Annotated in this window: 11 protein-coding genes; 7 read left to right on the forward strand and 4 right to left on the reverse strand. The window is 44.2% G+C overall.

The features are described 5' to 3' along the window. Positions 1-240: 240 nt before the first annotated feature. The 4 genes from AC0J5Y_RS05775 to tolQ form a co-directional block, all read right to left on the reverse strand. Entirely contained in the window at positions 241-1,533 is a 1,293-nt protein-coding gene (locus AC0J5Y_RS05775; protein WP_475131947.1) for a translocation protein TolB, read from the reverse strand. Positions 1,534-1,669: 136 nt separating this feature from the next. Next, positions 1,670-2,677 carry a cell envelope integrity TolA family protein gene (locus AC0J5Y_RS05780; RefSeq protein WP_475131948.1) on the reverse strand — a complete coding sequence of 336 codons (1,008 nt, stop codon included), beginning with the start codon at positions 2,675-2,677 and terminating at the stop codon, positions 1,670-1,672. A gap of 107 nt (positions 2,678-2,784) precedes the next feature. Further along, positions 2,785-3,243 (reverse strand): protein TolR, encoded by a 459-nt coding sequence (tolR, locus tag AC0J5Y_RS05785; protein WP_475131949.1) that lies wholly within the window; start codon positions 3,241-3,243, stop codon positions 2,785-2,787. Further along, positions 3,240-3,971 carry a protein TolQ gene (tolQ, locus tag AC0J5Y_RS05790; protein ID WP_475131950.1) on the reverse strand — a complete coding sequence of 244 codons (732 nt, stop codon included), beginning with the start codon at positions 3,969-3,971 and terminating at the stop codon, positions 3,240-3,242. The genes tolR and tolQ overlap by 4 nt, the downstream gene beginning before the upstream one ends. Positions 3,972-4,481: 510 nt before the next feature. Here tolQ and AC0J5Y_RS05795 point away from each other — a divergent pair. The 7 genes from AC0J5Y_RS05795 (at position 4,482) to guaD (ending at position 18,319) form a co-directional block, all read left to right on the forward strand. After that, complete coding sequence (locus AC0J5Y_RS05795; protein ID WP_475131951.1) at positions 4,482-5,777, forward strand: NCS2 family permease; 1,296 nt, start codon at positions 4,482-4,484, stop codon at positions 5,775-5,777. A 762-nt stretch (positions 5,778-6,539) separates the two neighbouring features. Then, a complete protein-coding gene (gene putA, locus AC0J5Y_RS05800) occupies positions 6,540-9,797 on the forward strand; it encodes a bifunctional proline dehydrogenase/L-glutamate gamma-semialdehyde dehydrogenase PutA (RefSeq protein WP_475131952.1) in 3,258 nt (1,085 codons plus the stop codon). A gap of 11 nt (positions 9,798-9,808) precedes the next feature. Then, positions 9,809-10,498, forward strand: a complete 690-nt coding sequence (locus AC0J5Y_RS05805) for a 1-pyrroline-5-carboxylate dehydrogenase (RefSeq protein ID WP_475131953.1) — start codon at positions 9,809-9,811, stop codon at positions 10,496-10,498. A gap of 760 nt (positions 10,499-11,258) precedes the next feature. After that, positions 11,259-12,935, forward strand: a complete 1,677-nt coding sequence (locus AC0J5Y_RS05810) for a xanthine dehydrogenase small subunit (protein WP_475131954.1) — start codon at positions 11,259-11,261, stop codon at positions 12,933-12,935. A gap of 164 nt (positions 12,936-13,099) precedes the next feature. After that, on the forward strand, positions 13,100-15,670 hold the full coding sequence (xdhB, locus tag AC0J5Y_RS05815; RefSeq protein ID WP_475131955.1) for a xanthine dehydrogenase molybdopterin binding subunit: 2,571 nt from the start codon (positions 13,100-13,102) through the stop codon (positions 15,668-15,670). A 16-nt stretch (positions 15,671-15,686) separates the two neighbouring features. Continuing rightward, a complete protein-coding gene (locus tag AC0J5Y_RS05820) occupies positions 15,687-16,649 on the forward strand; it encodes an XdhC family protein (protein WP_475131956.1) in 963 nt (320 codons plus the stop codon). Positions 16,650-16,861: 212 nt separating this feature from the next. After that, a complete protein-coding gene (gene guaD / locus AC0J5Y_RS05825) occupies positions 16,862-18,319 on the forward strand; it encodes a guanine deaminase (RefSeq protein ID WP_475131957.1) in 1,458 nt (485 codons plus the stop codon). Positions 18,320-18,501: the final 182 nt, after the last annotated feature.

The raw sequence follows: 18,501 nt of genomic DNA on the forward strand, positions 1-18,501 counted from the left end.
TCATTATAAACGGAAGTAGTACGCTCTATAAGAAGCGTTTAGGATGGGCGTTATGTATCCATTATGTACAGGCAAAAAACCTAGATTCAAATAAGGAGTGCAACGTTTTAAAAGAAAGAGTAAATATTATCCGCCACTGGCTAACAATAGCAAAAAGCTGATCGATTTACTCTCATGTAAAAAAGCGCCCAATCATCGATTGTGTACTTTTCTTGGTTAAGACATTACGAATTTCTAGCTCTATCTGGGGCTGGCTGACCAGACAGGTGAGCGAATCGTACCTTGCCCAGATTTACCAAAGGCTTCGCCACCGTTTAGTGATTTGATGGTCAGTACGCCCTTACCACCTTGCTTTGATGCATAAACGACACGCTTACCATTTGGTGAAAAGCTCGGTGCTTCATCGATACCGGTATTGCCCAAATTAGCAGTGACCGCGCCGCCGCTGTTCATAACAGCCGCTGAGCGCCCATTTAAAAAGGCAATTTGCGTGCCATCGCTACTAAATTGTGGGCTGGTCGCATAACCACTATTAGACACTTTGGTTGTGCGCCCTGAACCAAATTCATAACGATAAATCTGCGGCTTATTAAATCCAGTCTTGTCAGATACAAAGACAAAAGATCTGCCATCAGGGGCGTAGCTTGGCTGTACTTCACTGCTTGGCCAGTTGGTCAGTCGTCTTGGTTGACCGCCGCTGGCACTCATCTCATAAATATCAGCACTGCCTTCAAAACTACTCGAAAACAGTATTTTGCTGCCATCTGGTGAGAACGAAGGACTTAAGTTACTACCAGGGAAAGGTGTCAATGGCGTTGCACCGCCGCCGCTCACGCTTTGCACATAAATAACAGGATAAGATTTATCTCGCTGTACTGAATAAGCGATACGATTGCCATCGGGTGACCATGCTGGAGAGAAGATAGAGCCTGCAACCTCAGTAATGGTTTTGGCGTTTTCGCCATCGGCATCCATGACTTTTAAGCGAGAGACTTTTGCTTTTCCGGCACCAATTTCTTCAATATAGGCAATACGTCCTGAGAAGTCCCCTGGAATGCCGGTAATGAGCTCGTACACTTTATCTGCGATGACGTGACCGGCATAGCGCATGCTGTCTTTATTGTTATCAGCGGTTAAAGTTTGCTTGCCTTCGATCACACGTCCCGTTTTAACCTCAATCACTTCATAATCGGTCACCACTTTACCGCGGCTACTGCGCGTGCTACCTACGACAAGATAGGGAATCCCCATACTTTGCCATACCGGTAATGTCCCTGCCAGCTCGCTGCTACTGCGTGGCTGCTGCGGTAGATTCTGACTAGTAACTTTGAGCTCAGTTTTGCTTAAGTCATTGACAATAATAGGCGATAACACGCTATCACCAGCGAAAGGTACAAAAGCCACTTGGTTCTGTTGTACAGGAATCTCGTAATCCAATTCTAAAACGACAGGCGCTGCCAACACACTTGGTGCGATAAGTAAGCTTGAGGCGCTAGCAAGTAATGATATGAGTAGTTTTTTATGAGTGCGCATGAGTAATTTAAGCTCCTGAAACAGTATGATTGTCATTTTTATAGGTTATTAGTCCGCCATAAAGATAGGGCAGTCCTTTCTACAGTACAAGCTGTTTAAAGTAACGTTATCAATAATATAAGACATGAGCAACTGATTAATTGCTACCTTTAAACTGTAGAGTAAAGGTCGGGTATTTGGGATCGTCAGCATCGATTGGTAAGCTGCCTGTGTTCAATACGGCTTGTTTTGCAGCTTCATTGACAGCTTCATCCGGTCCTGACGCAGTAACGTTGGTGATATTACCGCTGGCATTGACCGTAATTGTGAGGGTCGCACGCTGGGTTGAGCCCTTTGCTGCAGTTGGTGGATTATAGTTACGTCTGATAAGATTAATGATTTCACTATTACTAGCACCGCGACTGCCACCTGATGCTGAGCGGCTGTTGCCTTTTGAAGGGCTTGAGGTTGTGCTATCACCGGATAAAGTTGACTGCCCATCGTTTGATAGACTAAGGGTTTGACCTGAACTACTAGAGCCGCCCGTATTGATTTCTATATTTCGGTCGGTAGCAGTGGGACGTTTAATCTTGGGAGGATTGTTTTGTTTATTGCGGAAATCCCCAAGCCTTTTTTGCTCTTCAATCAGCTGCTGTCGTCTTTCTTTTTCAATTTGGTCATGTTCTTCTAAGACGGATTCGTCTAAGCGCGCGGCCCATTCAGCCATACTGCGCTCATAGTCTTGGTTTTGCTCAAGCAGGCGTTGATGCTGCTCTTCACTCATTAGCATCGGGCTAGTAGCAGATTCATCTGAGCGTGTGAAGACAGGCACTCGCTGAGAGTTTGGTTGAGCAGGATTTGGAGTGCTGACGCTACCATCAAAGGCTTCTGCTGGCGTAGCTGAACTACTTGAGCCGCTTTCCGCTTGCATGGCGCTGGCTGCGGCGGCGCGATTGGCAAGGATTTGACCTTGCATCTCGGCTAACTGTTCAGGAGATACCATGGTCGTTTCAATACTACCTGCGGTCTCAACGTCCATATTTTGGTAGGCATAGATAAGTATACCAATGACAAGACCATGTGCCAGAAAACTGAGCAGCGTGGGTAAGGTTAGCCCATTGCCTTCGGGTTCAGTGGGTACATAAACGGTTGGAGCCTTGTGCATGGTAGTGATACTCAAAAACGTGATACTAAAAGATAAGCTACATCAGATTATCTGCTTTATTCTAACCGGCTACACCAAAACGGCTGTTTTTTAATACTATAAAATGATTAAACCGCTGGTGTAGGCAATGGAGCGCCAGTTAATAGCCCAACCTTCTGGATGCCAGCTTGTTGCAACGTTGCCATCAAGGTCATGATAGCGCCATATTGATTGTTTTGGTCGGCATTAATCATTACTTGTACTGGTTGAGCACCGGCATCGCTGCTCTGGCTTTGCAAAGTCGACAGGGTATCAATCAGCTCAGACTCACTAACAGGTAAGTCAACATTGCTCTCATAACTGATAAAAATCTCACCATTACCGGTCAGAGAGACAATGACTGGTAGTTGGCTTTGACTCATGGTGTTGGTTTGCTCTTTTGGCAAATCCACATCGACGCCAGTGATCAGCATCGGCGCGGTCACCATGAATATCACGAGCAGCACGAGCATTACGTCGATATAAGGAACAACATTCATCTCCGCATTCAGTGCTTTTTTTTCACGGCGATAGGGACTTTGTTTCATAGACCAGCCACCTGAGTACCCTGATTGGCTTTGCTTAATTGAGTGCTAGGCTGCGGGCTTTCGTTACTGGTTTCGCGCTGGAGCATACCGGTCATCTCATCACAGAATAAGGCACGTGAATCATACAATCGACTAGATTTGGCGGTAAAATGGTTATAAGCCAATACCGCAGGAATAGCGGCAAACAAACCCATAGCGGTAGCAATCAATGCTTCTGCAATACCTGGTGCCACAGCGGCTAGGGTAGCCTGTTCATTTTGTGACAAGCCCAAAAAGGCATTCATGATACCCCAAACGGTGCCAAACAGACCGACGTAAGGTGCAACGGAGCCGATGCTGGCAAGCGTTGTAAGTCCTGATTCCAAAAGTAACTGCTGACGACCAAGACCCACCCTAAGCTTACGCTCAACGCCATCAATAATGTCATCTTTTGGTTGACGTTTTTTGTGCATTCTTAAGTATTCAGAGAAGCCGACATAGAAAATCTGCTCAAGACCTTGGCGCTCAGGTGAGCCCTGAATACCTTGATATAATTTTGCCAAATCTTCACCCGACCAAAACCACGCCTCGAACTGTTGGTCAAAGTTTCTAGCAGTGCCAAGCCGCGCAGCCATACGAAAAATAATCACCCAACTGAGTAACGATGCTAATAACAATAGAGCCATCACGATCTGAACCAGCAGGCTCGCTTGAGTAATAAGGTCAATAATATTTAAGGATTCAGGCATGTAAAGGACTCATGGATAATTAATAATAGTCATTAGAAATAGGGTGTTGATATTAACCCCCTAGTGTACTGCTAATCTTGGTAAATATCATTAATAATGTGTTAATTACATAATGAGCAGTTTTTTCCTAAAATTTATGGTGACAGCACTATTATTTTATAATATTGTCCATATGGTCAACTATTTTTTGCTCTTTTACTGACAAGTTCATGGCATTCATTGAAATTATCTATTTATTTGCATAGAATGTTATGATTTGTTGCTGTAATTTTTCACAGTGGTTTTATTTTTAGCAAATCTTGTGTGGCTAAAGGACTAAAAACATCATCTCCAACCGTAGTTTATAGCGTCATTTACAGTCGCAATTTGGAAGCGTCATTTATCGTCGCAATTTAGGTGTATTTTTATGTTTGAGTTAAAAGCGACATTTATCGTCGCAATCTGGAAGCGACATTTATCAATACCATTTGATAATGATAATTTACTCACTGCAATTTGGAAACGACTCCTATGAACGCAATTGAACGATATTTTGGAATCGATGGTCAGAATACCACGATCAAAACAGAGATTTTAGCGGGTGTAACCACGTTTTTAACGATGGCTTACATCATATTTGTCAACCCTAATGTACTTGCTGATGCCGGTATGGATAAAGGCGCAGTATTCGTAGCCACCTGCCTTGCCGCGGCCATTGGTTGTTTTATTATGGGGATTTATGCCCGCTTGCCAGTTGCGCTAGCGCCTGGCATGGGACTCAATGCCTTCTTTACTTATGGCGTGGTTTTGGGTATGGGCTACGCGTGGCAAACGGCACTTGGTGCGGTATTTCTGTCAGGTTGTATCTTTGTCCTATTAAGTTTGTTTAAAATCCGTGAAATTATTATTAATTCTATTCCAGTCAGTATTAAACAAGGTGTTATCGCTGGTATTGGTGCATTTTTGGCCTTTATCGCGCTCCAAACCGCAGGTGTTATCGTGAATAATGATGCGACGCTGGTAGGACTTGGTGATATGACCTCGTTTTCACCTGCAATGGCAGCCCTTGGTTTTATTGTCATCGTAGGTTTGTCACATAAAAAAGTACCAGGTGCGGTCACTATTGGTATTTTACTAGTCGCGCTTATCAGTCTGCTCACAGGAAATACGCAGTTTTCAGGTATTATTTCAGCGCCACCACCTATTGCTCCAACGCTAATGCAGCTTGATATTGCTGGCGCGTTTGATGTGGCGATGATCAGTGTTATTTTTGCCTTCTTATTCGTCGATTTATTTGATACGGCGGGTACGCTGATTGCAACCACCACTCAGGCAGGTTTGATTGGTAAAGATGGTAAAATTCCGAATATGGGTAAAGCCCTACTAGCAGATTCAACGGCAACGGTAGCTGGTACTTTCTTGGGCACGTCATCAACGACAAGTTACATCGAAAGTGTGTCAGGTATCGCCTCAGGTGGTCGTACTGGACTGATGGCAGTGACAGTTGGCGTGTTATTTTTACTCAGTGTGTTCTTTTCACCACTTGCTGGTATGATTCCAGGATATGCGACGGCAGGCGCTATTTTTTATGTAGCAGTACTCATGATGGGGACGTTAAAAGATGTCAAATGGAATGACTTAACAGAATCGGCGCCCGTTGTGGTCGTATTATTGTTTACGCCTTTGACCTATTCTATCGCTGACGGTATTGCACTTGGCTTTATCACCTTTACTGCCATCAAGGTAATCGCTGGTAAATTCTCTGACATCAGTATTCCGGTTTGGATATTGACAGTAGTATTACTGGTTAAGATCGTCTTTATCTAGCTTTTTACATTGACTAACGCTCAATGTTAAGCAAGGTCGATATTGCTATAGAGATATGGTTTAAGCCCTTCTTATTATTAAATGATAAGAAGGGTTTTTTATCCTTAATTTTCCTGTTGTTTGGTGATAGTCGTGCCAACTGTTTGATTCCTAAAACAATTAATCATGAATAGTAAATCATAAATTATAACCAAAGCGTCACGTTTGGGAATGCGTCAATAACTGTTTGTTTTTTAACACTATTGTAATTGGCTAAAATGCGCAATATTGTTAGTTTGAAAATTTATTTCATGGTAATATGCGGATATTAAGCGCATCACCTCAATCAACGCCGTAGAGGTTTTTCTTATCAGTGAATCAGCATTGCATATGGCCACTTTATATTGCAAACACTCTCCTTTCACTACGAACAAGAAGAAGGCACTAATGCCGCTTAGTTTTATGTTGTTGCCTTTGTATTGTTGACGTAGTCCGTTGCACAGTCAAATGATCTACTTGAACTTTTCCAGCTTATGCTGGATTTTCTCGTTTTTCAATATTGTCGTGTGTTCTGTTCATTATTATGTATGCTATCGACGCCGAGTTATACACTGCTTACTAGTAGCTGATTGTGATTGGCTGCTGTTTTCGATAGGGTAGATGATAAAACGTTTCAATACTTTAGCGTTACGACGTTGTTTTATCGCCACAATGTCAGAAAGTTTCAATGTTAAAAAGCCCCAGCGCATCCCTTATGATGGATTTTCAAGTTATGGAGTTGTTATGAACCCAGTAGAGCAATTTACCCCGCAAGAGCCGATTTTATTTAATCCTATTGATTTGTTATCACCAGAATATATTGCTCAGTCATCAACAGAGCTACATACGCGTATATCGCCTTTGTATAGCGTGGATGAAGAGCGCTGGTTGACGCAGTTATTGCCACTTGCCAAACCGACAGATGCCGAGCGTGACAGTGCAGCTACGCAGACGCGTCAGCTGGTTGAGCATGTGCGCAATGATGGTAAAGCGGTAAAAATGGTCGACTCATTATTGCTTGAGTATAGCCTTGATACCCAAGAAGGTGTTTTGCTCATGAGCTTGGCGGAAGCCTTGATTCGTGTGCCGGACAATTATACGGCTGATGCGCTGATTCATGACAAGATGAGCGTCGCTGACTGGAAAAAGCATTTAAAAAATGACAATGGTTTTATGGTCAATGCCTCAACGTGGGGCATGATGATGACAGGTCGCGTGGTGAGCATCGATAGTGATACCACGGCATCTGGATTTTTGGATCGTATGACCAAAAAGATGGGCGAGCCTGTTATTCGCAGTGCCATGCAAAAAGCCATGCGTATTATGGGACACCAATTTGTACTTGGCGAGACGATTGAAGGCGCTAATAAAAACAGCCAGCCATATCGTAATAAAGGCTATACCTACTCCTTTGATATGTTAGGTGAAGCGGCAATTACGCATAAAGATGCTGAAAAATACTTTAATGATTATTTGCATGCTATCAAAGCCACTGCAAGTGTGAAGGTTAAAGAGGGCATGCCGAAGCCATCAGTCTCGATCAAGCTGTCTGCATTGCATCCGCGTTATGAAGCCACGCAAGAAGCGCAAGTCATGGGACTGTTACGTCAACGCTGCCTGTTGTTGATTGAAGCGGCTCGCGCCGTCAATGTCGACCTCAGTATTGATGCTGAAGAAGCCGATCGTCTTGAAATATCATTGAAATTATTTGAGTCTCTATACCGCGACAATCTAACAGCCGATTGGGATGGCTTGGGCTTGGTCGTTCAAGGTTACTCAAAGCGTGCCATTGCTATTTTGGTTTGGCTTGCGCGCTTGGCGACTGAGGTTGGTGACCGCATTCCTGTACGTCTGGTAAAAGGCGCTTATTGGGATACAGAAATCAAGTTGGCGCAGCAAAAAGGTCTCTCAGGTTATCCGGTCTGGACACGTAAAGAAGGCACGGATACCGCTTATCTTGCCTGCGCGCGTTTCTTATTATCAGAGCATTTGCGTGGTCTTATTTGGCCACAGTTTGCAACCCACAATGCGCACACGCTTGCTTCAATCATGACCATGAGCTCGCACAGAGACTTTGAGTTCCAGCGTCTGCATGGTATGGGTGATGCGCTTTATGACCATATCTTACAAGCTTATCAAATCCCTGTGCGTATCTATGCACCGGTTGGTGCTCATAAAGATCTGCTGCCGTATTTAGTACGTCGATTGCTCGAAAACGGTGCCAATAGCTCGTTTGTCCATCAGTTATTAGACAAGTCTTATCCAATTGAGAAGCTAACTGTACATCCTTATGACAAGCTGCTTGCCAATGCAACACTGCATAACCCAGATATCCCGTTACCGTTAGCTATTTATGGTGCGCGCCGTGCCAGTTTCGGTCCCAATATCTTCGTAGAGTCGCAATGGATCCCGTTTAAAGCAGCTATTGACAGTCATGTGCATAAGACTTGGTCAGCGACTTCTGTTATCAATGGCAATGCAGTCATTGATAATACAGTAGATGGCGACACACAACCGCTTGACAAGCAAGCTGTACGTGCACCTTGGAATCACGATGTCATCGCTGGTGAAGTCGTTTATGCCAATGCTACTATCGCACAGCAAGCGATTGCGGCGGCAGTCGCTGGACAAGGCGAGTGGCAAGCGGTTGCTGCTACTAAGCGTGCGGCTATATTGCGTAAAATAGCGGACTTGTATGAAGAAAGCTATGCAGAGCTGATGGCATTATGCCAAGTTGAGGCAGGTAAAACCTTACAAGACAGCATTGATGAGATCAAAGAAGCGGTTGATTTTTGCCGTTTTTATGCGGATGAAGCCGAGCGTTTAGATGATGTCGTCTATGAGTTTACGGATTTGGCAGGCAAGCCATCGCGTCAAGTTTATAAAGCACGTGGCACCTTTATTTGTATCAGTCCTTGGAACTTCCCGTTGGCTATTTATACCGGTCAGGTAGTTGCAGCACTGGCTGCAGGTAATACCGTGGTGGCAAAACCTGCTGAGCAAACCAGCCTCATTGCTCATTTTGCTGCGCAGCTTATGTATCAAGCTGGCGTACCAGTAGAAGCATTGCAACTTGTGATTGGCGCAGGCGACGTTGGCGCTGCATTGACTGCTGCTGATAATATCGCGGGTGTTATCTTTACCGGCTCTACCCAAACAGCGCAGCGCATCAACCAAAGCTTAAACGCCCATGTTCAAGTCAGCGGTGAGCTGCCTGTATTTATCGCCGAGACTGGTGGGCAAAATGCCATGATCGCGGATTCAACGGCGTTGCCTGAGCAAGTCGTTAGAGATGCGGTATTATCTGCCTTTGGTTCAGCAGGTCAGCGCTGTTCAGCATGTCGTATATTATGTGTGCAAGAAGAGATGGCAGATGATTTGATTGAGCTGTTGCAAGGCAATATGGCTGAATTGGTCGTTGGCAACCCGCTATATGCGACCACAGATGTAGGTCCTGTGATTGATATTGATGCCAAGCGCGGACTTGAAGCGCATATCGAACGCATGCGTGCTGAGCCAACAGCTACGATTTTGGCGCAGACACCGATGAGTGATAGCTCAGAAGTTAGTCAAGAGCAATCAACGTTTGTATTGCCAACGGCGATAGAAGTAAAAAGCATTGATGTGATCGGTGGAGAGCATTTTGGTCCTATTTTGCATGTACTGCGTTATGATGCACGTGATCTAAATAAGCTGATTGATGCCATCAATGCAACCGGTTTTGGTTTGACCTTGGGCATCCATAGCCGTATTGAAAACACCGTAGAGCATATCGAGCGCCGTGCCTTTGTCGGTAATACTTATATCAATCGTAACCAGATCGGCGCAGTCGTTAACGTACAGCCGTTCGGTGGCTGTGGTCTATCGGGCACAGGTCCCAAAGCAGGTGGTCCACATTATGTCGCCCGTCTAATGAGCTTAACGACAAATCAATTGGCTGATGAGCAAGTAACTCTAATAGACAATACTGCTGCAACCAGTACTCAAACAATAATCGCATAAGGAGTAGCACTATGGCGACTGAATTCAAAAAAAATCATGGCCAAGTTTGTGAAACTTGGCGTTTACTTGGCGCAGTGAATCGTGCCACTTATCTGCAAGAAGCGGCACCAAGACTGGCATTGTTGACCGGTGATGCCAATAAGGCAAAGCGTCTGTTCAATCATTTATTGAGCGCCGCACCCACGCTTGACGAAGAGCACCGTATGACTGGTGCTACCGGCGAGTCAAATGATCTGTACGTAACGGGTCGTGGTAAGACCATGGTTATCGGCGGTGAATCCGCTCGCGCGATGGCCGTACTTGGGCAATTATTAGCAGCCTTATTAACGGGTAATGAGGTGATACTGCATTGCCCAAGCCAAGATGAGATGTGTATTGAAGCGGCAAAGATCCTCTATGAGAGTGGCATCAGTGATGATGTGCTAAGTGTCGCCAATGACTCGCAAACCGTCACGCTTTTATACATCGATCGCCTTGCGCAAGTTGCCGTCTCTGGTAATCGACAAGAAGTACAAGCGGTCAGTCAAGAGCTTGCCAAAACTGATGGTATGTTGACGCAAGTTATTAGCGTCACTGATATGGACGGCTTCTCAGAGATGTTAACGCCTGACTACCTATACCGCTTCGTCACTGAGCGTGTAAAGACCATTAATACCACTGCCATTGGCGGAAATGCAAGCTTGTTAGAGCTTGGCACATAGCAGGCACAGCAAAAATATAGTATAAATCGTTGATATTCTTACAGATAATTAAAAGGATGTTAGTAGCAGTACAGAAATAGTTTGAATAGTAAAAATGACGATCAGTCATTATTCCCAAATATTTGGTGAATAATTGCTGATCGTTTTTTTATGCGTAAATTTAGAGGTGGGATAGGTAGGTATTTTAGTACGTACTAATTGTAGTAATGAAGTTTCTTGGCTTTTCAACCAAAATAAGGTATTTTTTGAGTTGTAAGTTAAACAAAGATGGTGATAGTATAAGTTAACCGTTTAGTCAGCAATTATTCACTAAATGGTTAATAAATCCCTTTAACACGGAACGTTGACGTAAGCTAAGCTTCGAAAGCATGTTTTAACGGTGCTTATATTCCTCGATTTTCCGATAGAGTAGTCGTCATTAAGACGATACCCAAACCCTTGATAATGCTTTTGCATTTACTAAAGATGCTCATACATCATAGGTAAATTAAAAAGTTCAAACCGCAAACAGATTAAGCCTGAGCAAGTCAGTAGTCAGATAGGCAGTCAGCTTATTCAATACAGTTATAACTCTCAGTATTGATGTAGGTATGATAATCATCATCGTATAAATTTATTAACATGGTAATTAAGTACTCACTTAAGGGCAGTGCATCTGTGTGCGCTTATCTTTTAAGATACTGATTGTTAAGTTTTTATGATTCGATCAAAGATAAAGCAGTCTTTTATCTTCTTTTTATTCTGACAGCTGAGCATTGCTATGATTCATTTTTATTTGAACGGTCAATATAAGCAATTAACTGACCTCAATCCGAACACGACGGTGCTTGAGTATTTGCGCTTGCACGAACGCCAGACTGATACCAAAGAAGGCTGCGGCAGTGGCGACTGCGGAGCTTGTACAGTGATGGCGCAGCGCTTACCCAGCAGTGGTGAAGATTCTTCTGATTTGCCTTTTTATACCCTTAATGCCTGTATCACGCTACTGTCATTGATGGATGGCCATCATCTGATGACGTCAGCTTATATCGCGGATAATCCTGAACATCATCCAGAACGTGCTTTATTGCATCCTGCGCAGCAAGCAATGGTCGAATGCCATGGCTCGCAATGCGGGTTTTGTACGCCTGGATTTGTGATGACGCTGGCCAGCACCTACGAGAATCATCGTTTGCAAGTCGCAAAAGGGACAATCACAGATGATTTAAGCTACGATGATATCGTGGCTTCAATTGGTGGGAATCTTTGCCGCTGTACAGGCTATCGTCCTATTATCGAGGCGGGTTTGGCAATGAGTGAGATTGGTAGACAAAGAGATACGGATAAAACTGTATCAAAAAATTTAAGCATTCATTTGGCAACCGATGCGATAGCAACCATCAAACAACAGCATAAGCAGCCTTTATCTTCTGTAACAACAACCAACTTCATTGAGCCTGCGCTTACTCAAGGGTCACGCAAGTTATTCATTCCACAGTCTGTTGCTGAGCTTAACCAAGTACTAGCGGCTAATCCAAAAGCGACCATTTGGGCAGGTGGTACGGACTTAGGTTTGAGTGTGACGCAACACTTGGTTGATCACGATATTATCGTACAACTATCAGCGATTGACGAGCTAAAATCTTGGTCGCTACAAGCGTTAAGCTTAAATACGGATGAGCAGTCAACCAGTGCTAGTGAAGTACAAGCTTTAGTATTGGGTGCTGGCATGAGCTATAAGAGCATGTTTCCAGTCCTTGAGCAGCATTTTCCTGAATTTGCCAATTTGTTTGAACGTATTGCTTCTCCGCAAATCCGGAATATGGGCACCATCGGCGGTAACGTCGCTAATGCTTCACCGATTGGCGATTTGCCCCCCGTGCTATTAGCACTAGATGCTCATATTCATCTGCGTCATTGTGCTGCTATTGATAGTGCTATTGACAGGGCTACTGATGATATCAATGTAAATAATGTCCATTCAAAGCAGGCCTCTAGTATTGATGAAATCATTCCTTTATCTAAATTCTTTTTAGATTATAAAAAGACCAAGCTACGTGCTGGTAGTTACGTGGTTGCCGTTCATATTCCGCTGATGCAAGACCATCAGTATCTCTATATTCATAAGATTAGTAAGCGTTACGAAGATGATATCTCAGCGTGCTTGCTGGCTGCGAGACTTGATTTGTCAGCGGATGGCATGACTATCCAAGATGCAAAGTTTGGACTTGGCGGCATGGCGGCGATACCTTTATTGGCAGCAGAGTGTCAAGAGGCACTGATTGGACAAGCAGTAAATGTTGCCAGTTTCGAGCAGGCAGCACAAAGGCTACCTAATGATGTCTCGCCGATGACCGATGTGAGAGCCAGCCGTGAGTATCGTATGCATGTGATGCAGCGGTTAATCATCAAGTGTGGTAAGCAATTGGTTGCTGATGTGCAAGCAGTAGATGCGTAAGTCAACATATAGCAAGTAAGCTCGACAAAAGCTAAATAGACAGTCCTAGTGTTTGAACTTGCTTGATTATGCTCACTCACCTGACTTTCGCATCGCTAAAAGATACAGTCAAAACGCTATTGTTAGAGAGATAGGTTTTGCTAAAAATATAAGAGAGAGCCATTATGAGCCACCATTCTTCATTATTTGACAGCTACAGTACCCGCAGACAGCGTCCACCAAAAGACAAGATTGGCACCCAAGCCAAACATGACAGTGCTATTAGTCACGTTATGGGTACCGCCACTTATGTGGACGATATGTTAAAACCACAAAACACCCTGCATTTAGCCATTGGTAAAAGTGCTCACGCGCATGCTCGTGTATTGAATATGGATTTGAGCGCCGTACAAGCAGCGGACGGGGTAATCGATGTCATCACGTTTAAAGATTTACCAGCCAAGACTGATATCGGGGCAGTGTTTGACGGCGATCCACTCATGGTCGATCAGATCACAGAATATGTCGGTCAAACGCTATTTACGGTGGTTGCCACCAGTCACCGTGCAGCAAAAAAAGCAGTGCTCAAAGCCATTGTGGAATATGAGCCGCTGACCGCAATCCTCACTATTGATGAGGCGCTAAAGCAAGAGCAGTTTGTACGCCCAAGTCATTTTATGACGCGCGGCGATGCTCAGGCTGAGCTTGAGGGTGCGCCAATTCGTATTGCTGGGCATATCCATATGCTGGGGCAAGAGCATTTTTATTTGGAAGGGCAGGTGTCATACGTTGTCCCTTGTGATGATGGTGGGCTTGAAGTCTATACCTCCTCACAGCATCCGAGCGAAGTGCAGCAGCTGGTCGCCGAAGTGGTCGATTTACCTTTTCATGCCGTGACGACAATTGTGCGCCGAATGGGCGGCGGCTTTGGCGGTAAAGAAACCCAAGCGGCAGCATGGGCGTGTCTGTGCGGTATCGTTGCCAAACGCCATAATGTGCCAGTCAGTATGCGCTTAGACCGCCAAGATGACATGGTGGTAACGGGTAAACGCCATGAATTTGCCAATCGCTATGAGGTCGGTGTCAATGATACAGGTCAAGTACTTGGCGTTGATATGCAGCTATCAGGATTGTGTGGCTATTCACCAGATTTGTCCGATGCTATTGTCGATCGGGCAATGTTCCATTGTGATAATGCCTATTATTATCCAGCGGCTCAGATCGCAGGTCATCGCTGCAAGACTCATACCGTATCAAATACCGCTTATCGAGGTTTTGGTGGCCCACAAGGTTTGCTAACTGCTGAATACATGATGGACGATATCGCCTACAGTTTGGGCAAAGATCCTTTGCAAGTGCGACTAGCCAATTTATATCAAAATGGTCAAAGCACCCATTATGGGCAGCCAATTGAGCATTTTGATTTGGCAACTATTATGCAGACGTTAGCTGATGACAACGATTATGCTAAGCGCCGTGAGCAAATCACAGCCGCCAATCAAAAAGCGAAGGCTGAGGGCAGTGACAAACGTTTTGGTCTGGCTCTAACGCCAGTCAAATTTGGTATCTCATTTACAGTACAGACGCTAAACCAAGCAGGCGCTTTGGTTCATATCTATACCGACGGTACCATTCAAATCAATCACGGCGGTACCGAGATGGGGCAAGGGCTATATATTAAGATTGCCCAAATCGTTGCCAATGAATTCGATGTCGACTTGGATACCGTAAAAGTAACCGCAACTCGTACCGATAAAGTGCCAAATACTTCGCCAACAGCCGCGTCGTCAGGTACTGATATGAATGGTAAAGCAGCACAAAATGCCTGTATTACTATTAGAGATCGCTTGGTTGAATTTGCTACTGAACACTTTGAGGTAAGTGTAGAGGATGTCAAATTTGAGCGCAATCATGTCCATATCGGTGATAAAGAAACACTAACCTTTGCTGAAATGGTGTTACTCGCATATCAGCACCGCGTTAGCTTATCGTCTACTGGCTACTATAAAACACCAAAGATATTTTATGATCGCTCAAAAGCGTGGGGTCGCCCATTCTTTTACTTTGCCTTGGGTGCTTCTTGTTCTGAGGTTGAGATTGATATTTTAACCGGTGAATATAAAGTATTGCGCTGCGATATCTTGCATGATGTCGGGCAGTCGATTAATCCTGCAATTGATATCGGTCAGATTGAAGGCGGTTTTGTTCAAGGTATGGGCTGGCTTACTGCTGAAGAGTTGGTTTGGGATAAAAAAGGAAACCTTGCGTCAAACAGTGCCGCCAATTATAAAATTCCAACGGCGCATGATTTACCAAAACAATGGAGCGTCAAACTGTTCAAGCGTAAAAACGAAGAGCAGACTATTTATAACTCTAAAGCTGTTGGCGAGCCACCATTTATGCTTGCCGCTAGCGTTTGGTGCGCGATTAACAACGCGATTGCAAGCTTAGGTGATTACCAGAAAAACCCTGAGCTGACCATGCCGGCAACGCCAGAAGCGGTATTAAAATCGGTCATGCGCATGCAAGGTCAAGAATGGGAAATCGCTTTTAAAACGGATACAGATACGATTCCTAGCCTAACAGTAACCGATGGTAATTGCGGTATTGATGATGATAAAGTCAAGCCGCAGCAAGTCGTACACGGTAAAGATGTTAATCCAACAGAAGTCGAAGGTAAGCTGACGGATGATCAGCCTGAAGCGATACAAAACCCAAATGTATCTACGGCTCGCGGACCGGCACATAGTGAATAAGTCACTAAGCACTCCGATGCCACTAACAAAATGGTATGACGGGCTGGCGCAATATCAGCAGCAAGGTATTGCGCACGTTTTGGCGACGGTCGTTACGGTGAATGGCTCAGCACCCCGCGAGCTTCAATCAAAAATGATCGTGACGCTTGATGCATGCTGTGACACCTTAGGCGGCGGTAGCCTTGAACATGACGTGACGATAACCGCTAGGCAATTGTTAAATAGTGAAATTAATGGCACTGACGCTAGAAGCACGCAACCATTAAAAGAAGGTAAATCTGCAAAGGCGCAGGCAGTACGCCGCGATGCCGTTTATACCAAGCATTATCCATTGGGCGCTACATTGGCTCAATGCTGTGGCGGTAGCGTCACGGTGATGTTTGAATGCTTTAATGTAACGCCGCCCATGTCGTTATTGGTATTCGGTGCAGGGCATGTAGCCGCAGCCTTAATGAACATTCTTGCTGAGCTACCTTGTCAAGTTGATTGGGTAGATAGCCGTGCTGAGATGTTTGAGCGTTATCTAACCCATAATCCGGATACTGTAGAGGGGCAAGTGACTTATCAACTGCCTACTCACATTCGCCCGCATATTGATGAAGATCCAGTTGATTTTGTTCAACCGTTTGTTGCCAAGAGCATTGAAAGTGCCTTGATGAATGCGTCAACGAAAAAAGGCACTCAGTATTTTATTTTGGTCATGACACATGATCACAGTCTTGATTTTGATTTGGTGCGTGCCACGCTCGATGCTTATGTAAAAATTGGCATAGATAGCAGCTTCTTGCCTTATCTTGGCTGTATCAGTTCAGCGACCAAAGCCAAGCGTTTCAGAGATCGCCTGCTACACCGTGACTACAGTGAGCAAATAGTCGATAAATTGACCATGCCTATAGGGCTTAATACTGGCGGAAAAGAGCCAATGGCAGTCGCGATCTCTATCGCGGCGCAAGTGATGCAGCTTTATCATGATTTATAACTAACATTTATCTTAATTAAAATTTTTCTAATTCTCTATTTATCTGTCTGCCTTAAATACATTAAGACATCGTTCTTAGCTTCGTCAGCCATCATAAAATATAGGCTGCGCTCAGTAGCTTTGTGCTTGTATTTCTTTGATTGTATTAGGGTAGACACATAATATGGATGAATTTTTAACCAAAATACTTATCTATTATTGTGAGATTTTTTATGACCATACATATTTATCAAGCACAACTGCTGCATTATTTAACGGAAGAGAATCTGGCTACCAGAGCCAAGCGCGCTCATTTAGAGACGGCTGATTTAACCAATGATAGTTTAACCAATGCTAAGCGTCCTAGCATTACGGTGATCGATAAAAACGTTACTTTGCTGCCGGTGGTGGCAGGCGTCAAGGTTTATCCTGAGTATATCGCCAATGGTGCCTTGGTTGTCGATGATGCGACTGGTCGAGTCCTAGATTATGGCAACTGTGCGTCAATGATATCGCAGTACGGCAACGCCAGTCGCCAAGACAATCAAGCGCCAGTACAAATCCATGATTATCAAAATCAGCTTATCATGCCAGGCTTTATCGACACCCATGTGCATTATCCGCAAATAGATATGATTGCTGCGTTTGGCGAGCAATTACTTGATTGGTTGAACAATTATACCTTTGTGACCGAAGCCAATTTTGGCGATGCAAAGATTGCTGATGATACCGCAAAGTTCTTTTTAAACCAGCTGCTTGCTAACGGCACAACAAGCGCCTTGGTATTTTCAACCAGTCATCCGCAGTCAGTAGAGTCGTTTTTTAACGAAAGCTGCCGTCTGAATACTCGTATGATTACGGGTAACGTATTGATGGATAAAAACGCGCCTGAGCATCTGTGTGTGCCAACAGAGCAGGGCATCCGTGATACACAAAACATCATCGATAAATGGCATGAGCGCGGGCGTCAGCATGTGGCGATTACGCCAAGATTTGCCATTACCTCAACGCCAAAGCAGTTACAGATGACAGGTGAGCTATATTGCAGCTATGACAGTGTGTATTTGCAAACACATTTGGCTGAAAACCTTGATGAAATCGCTTTTGTACGTGAGCTTTATCCCAATCATAAAGGCTATTTGGACGTTTATCATGATATGGGCTTACTTGGCAGGCATACGACGTTGGCGCATGGCATTCATCTCTCGACATCAGAATATGAAGTGCTACGTGATACTGGCACCCAAATAGCCCATTGCCCAACGTCCAATTTATTTTTAGGCAGTGGACTGTTTGATTTGTCCAAAACCCTAAGCTATACCGGCGTTAGTATCGCAACCGACGTGGGCGCAGGTACTAGCTTATCGATGCTGACCACGTTATCAGAAGCCTATAAAATTCAGCAATTACAGAGTAATCCACTATCGGCGCATCAAGGCTTATATCAAATTACTTTAGGCAACGCGCAGTCATTGTTGTTAGACGATAAAATCGGTAACTTTATGCCAAATAAAGAAGCAGATTTTGTGGTGATAGATATGGGAGGCACTGATTTAATTGAGCGCCGTATGACACAGACTAAGTCGCTTGATGAGCAGTTATTTGTGCTGATGATGTTAGGTGATGATAGGGTGATTGAAGAAACGATTATCGCTGGCGTGAGTCTTTATAAAAAAGCGGTTGCTGGATAAAGGGAGGTATTAAAAATATTTTTTTGCTTGAGTTAGCATGTTTACATAAAAATCAGCGCCTATTCATCAAGACATTCAAATCTTAGTAAATAGGCGCTGATGATTTTTAAATCATGCTTAATAGCCAATATGCTATAAAAACTGGCTAATAACTATAGTCGATTCTAAATAAAACAGATACA

It is taken from the genome of Psychrobacter sp. TS_SC_6, from assembly GCF_056156305.1.

What these genes read in the sequence shown, in the direction of transcription:
- AC0J5Y_RS05775 (WP_475131947.1), bottom strand. Translation starts at nt 1,533, where the DNA reads ATGCGCACTCATAAAAAACTACTCATATCATTACTTGCTAGCGCCTCA.
- AC0J5Y_RS05780 (WP_475131948.1), bottom strand. Translation starts at nt 2,677, where the DNA reads ATGCACAAGGCTCCAACCGTTTATGTACCCACTGAACCCGAAGGCAAT.
- tolR (WP_475131949.1), bottom strand. Translation starts at nt 3,243, where the DNA reads ATGAAACAAAGTCCCTATCGCCGTGAAAAAAAAGCACTGAATGCGGAG.
- tolQ (WP_475131950.1), bottom strand. Translation starts at nt 3,971, where the DNA reads ATGCCTGAATCCTTAAATATTATTGACCTTATTACTCAAGCGAGCCTG.
- AC0J5Y_RS05795 (WP_475131951.1), top strand. Translation starts at nt 4,482, where the DNA reads ATGAACGCAATTGAACGATATTTTGGAATCGATGGTCAGAATACCACG.
- putA (WP_475131952.1), top strand. Translation starts at nt 6,540, where the DNA reads ATGAACCCAGTAGAGCAATTTACCCCGCAAGAGCCGATTTTATTTAAT.
- AC0J5Y_RS05805 (WP_475131953.1), top strand. Translation starts at nt 9,809, where the DNA reads ATGGCGACTGAATTCAAAAAAAATCATGGCCAAGTTTGTGAAACTTGG.
- AC0J5Y_RS05810 (WP_475131954.1), top strand. Translation starts at nt 11,259, where the DNA reads ATGATTCATTTTTATTTGAACGGTCAATATAAGCAATTAACTGACCTC.
- xdhB (WP_475131955.1), top strand. Translation starts at nt 13,100, where the DNA reads ATGAGCCACCATTCTTCATTATTTGACAGCTACAGTACCCGCAGACAG.
- AC0J5Y_RS05820 (WP_475131956.1), top strand. Translation starts at nt 15,687, where the DNA reads ATGCCACTAACAAAATGGTATGACGGGCTGGCGCAATATCAGCAGCAA.
- guaD (WP_475131957.1), top strand. Translation starts at nt 16,862, where the DNA reads ATGACCATACATATTTATCAAGCACAACTGCTGCATTATTTAACGGAA.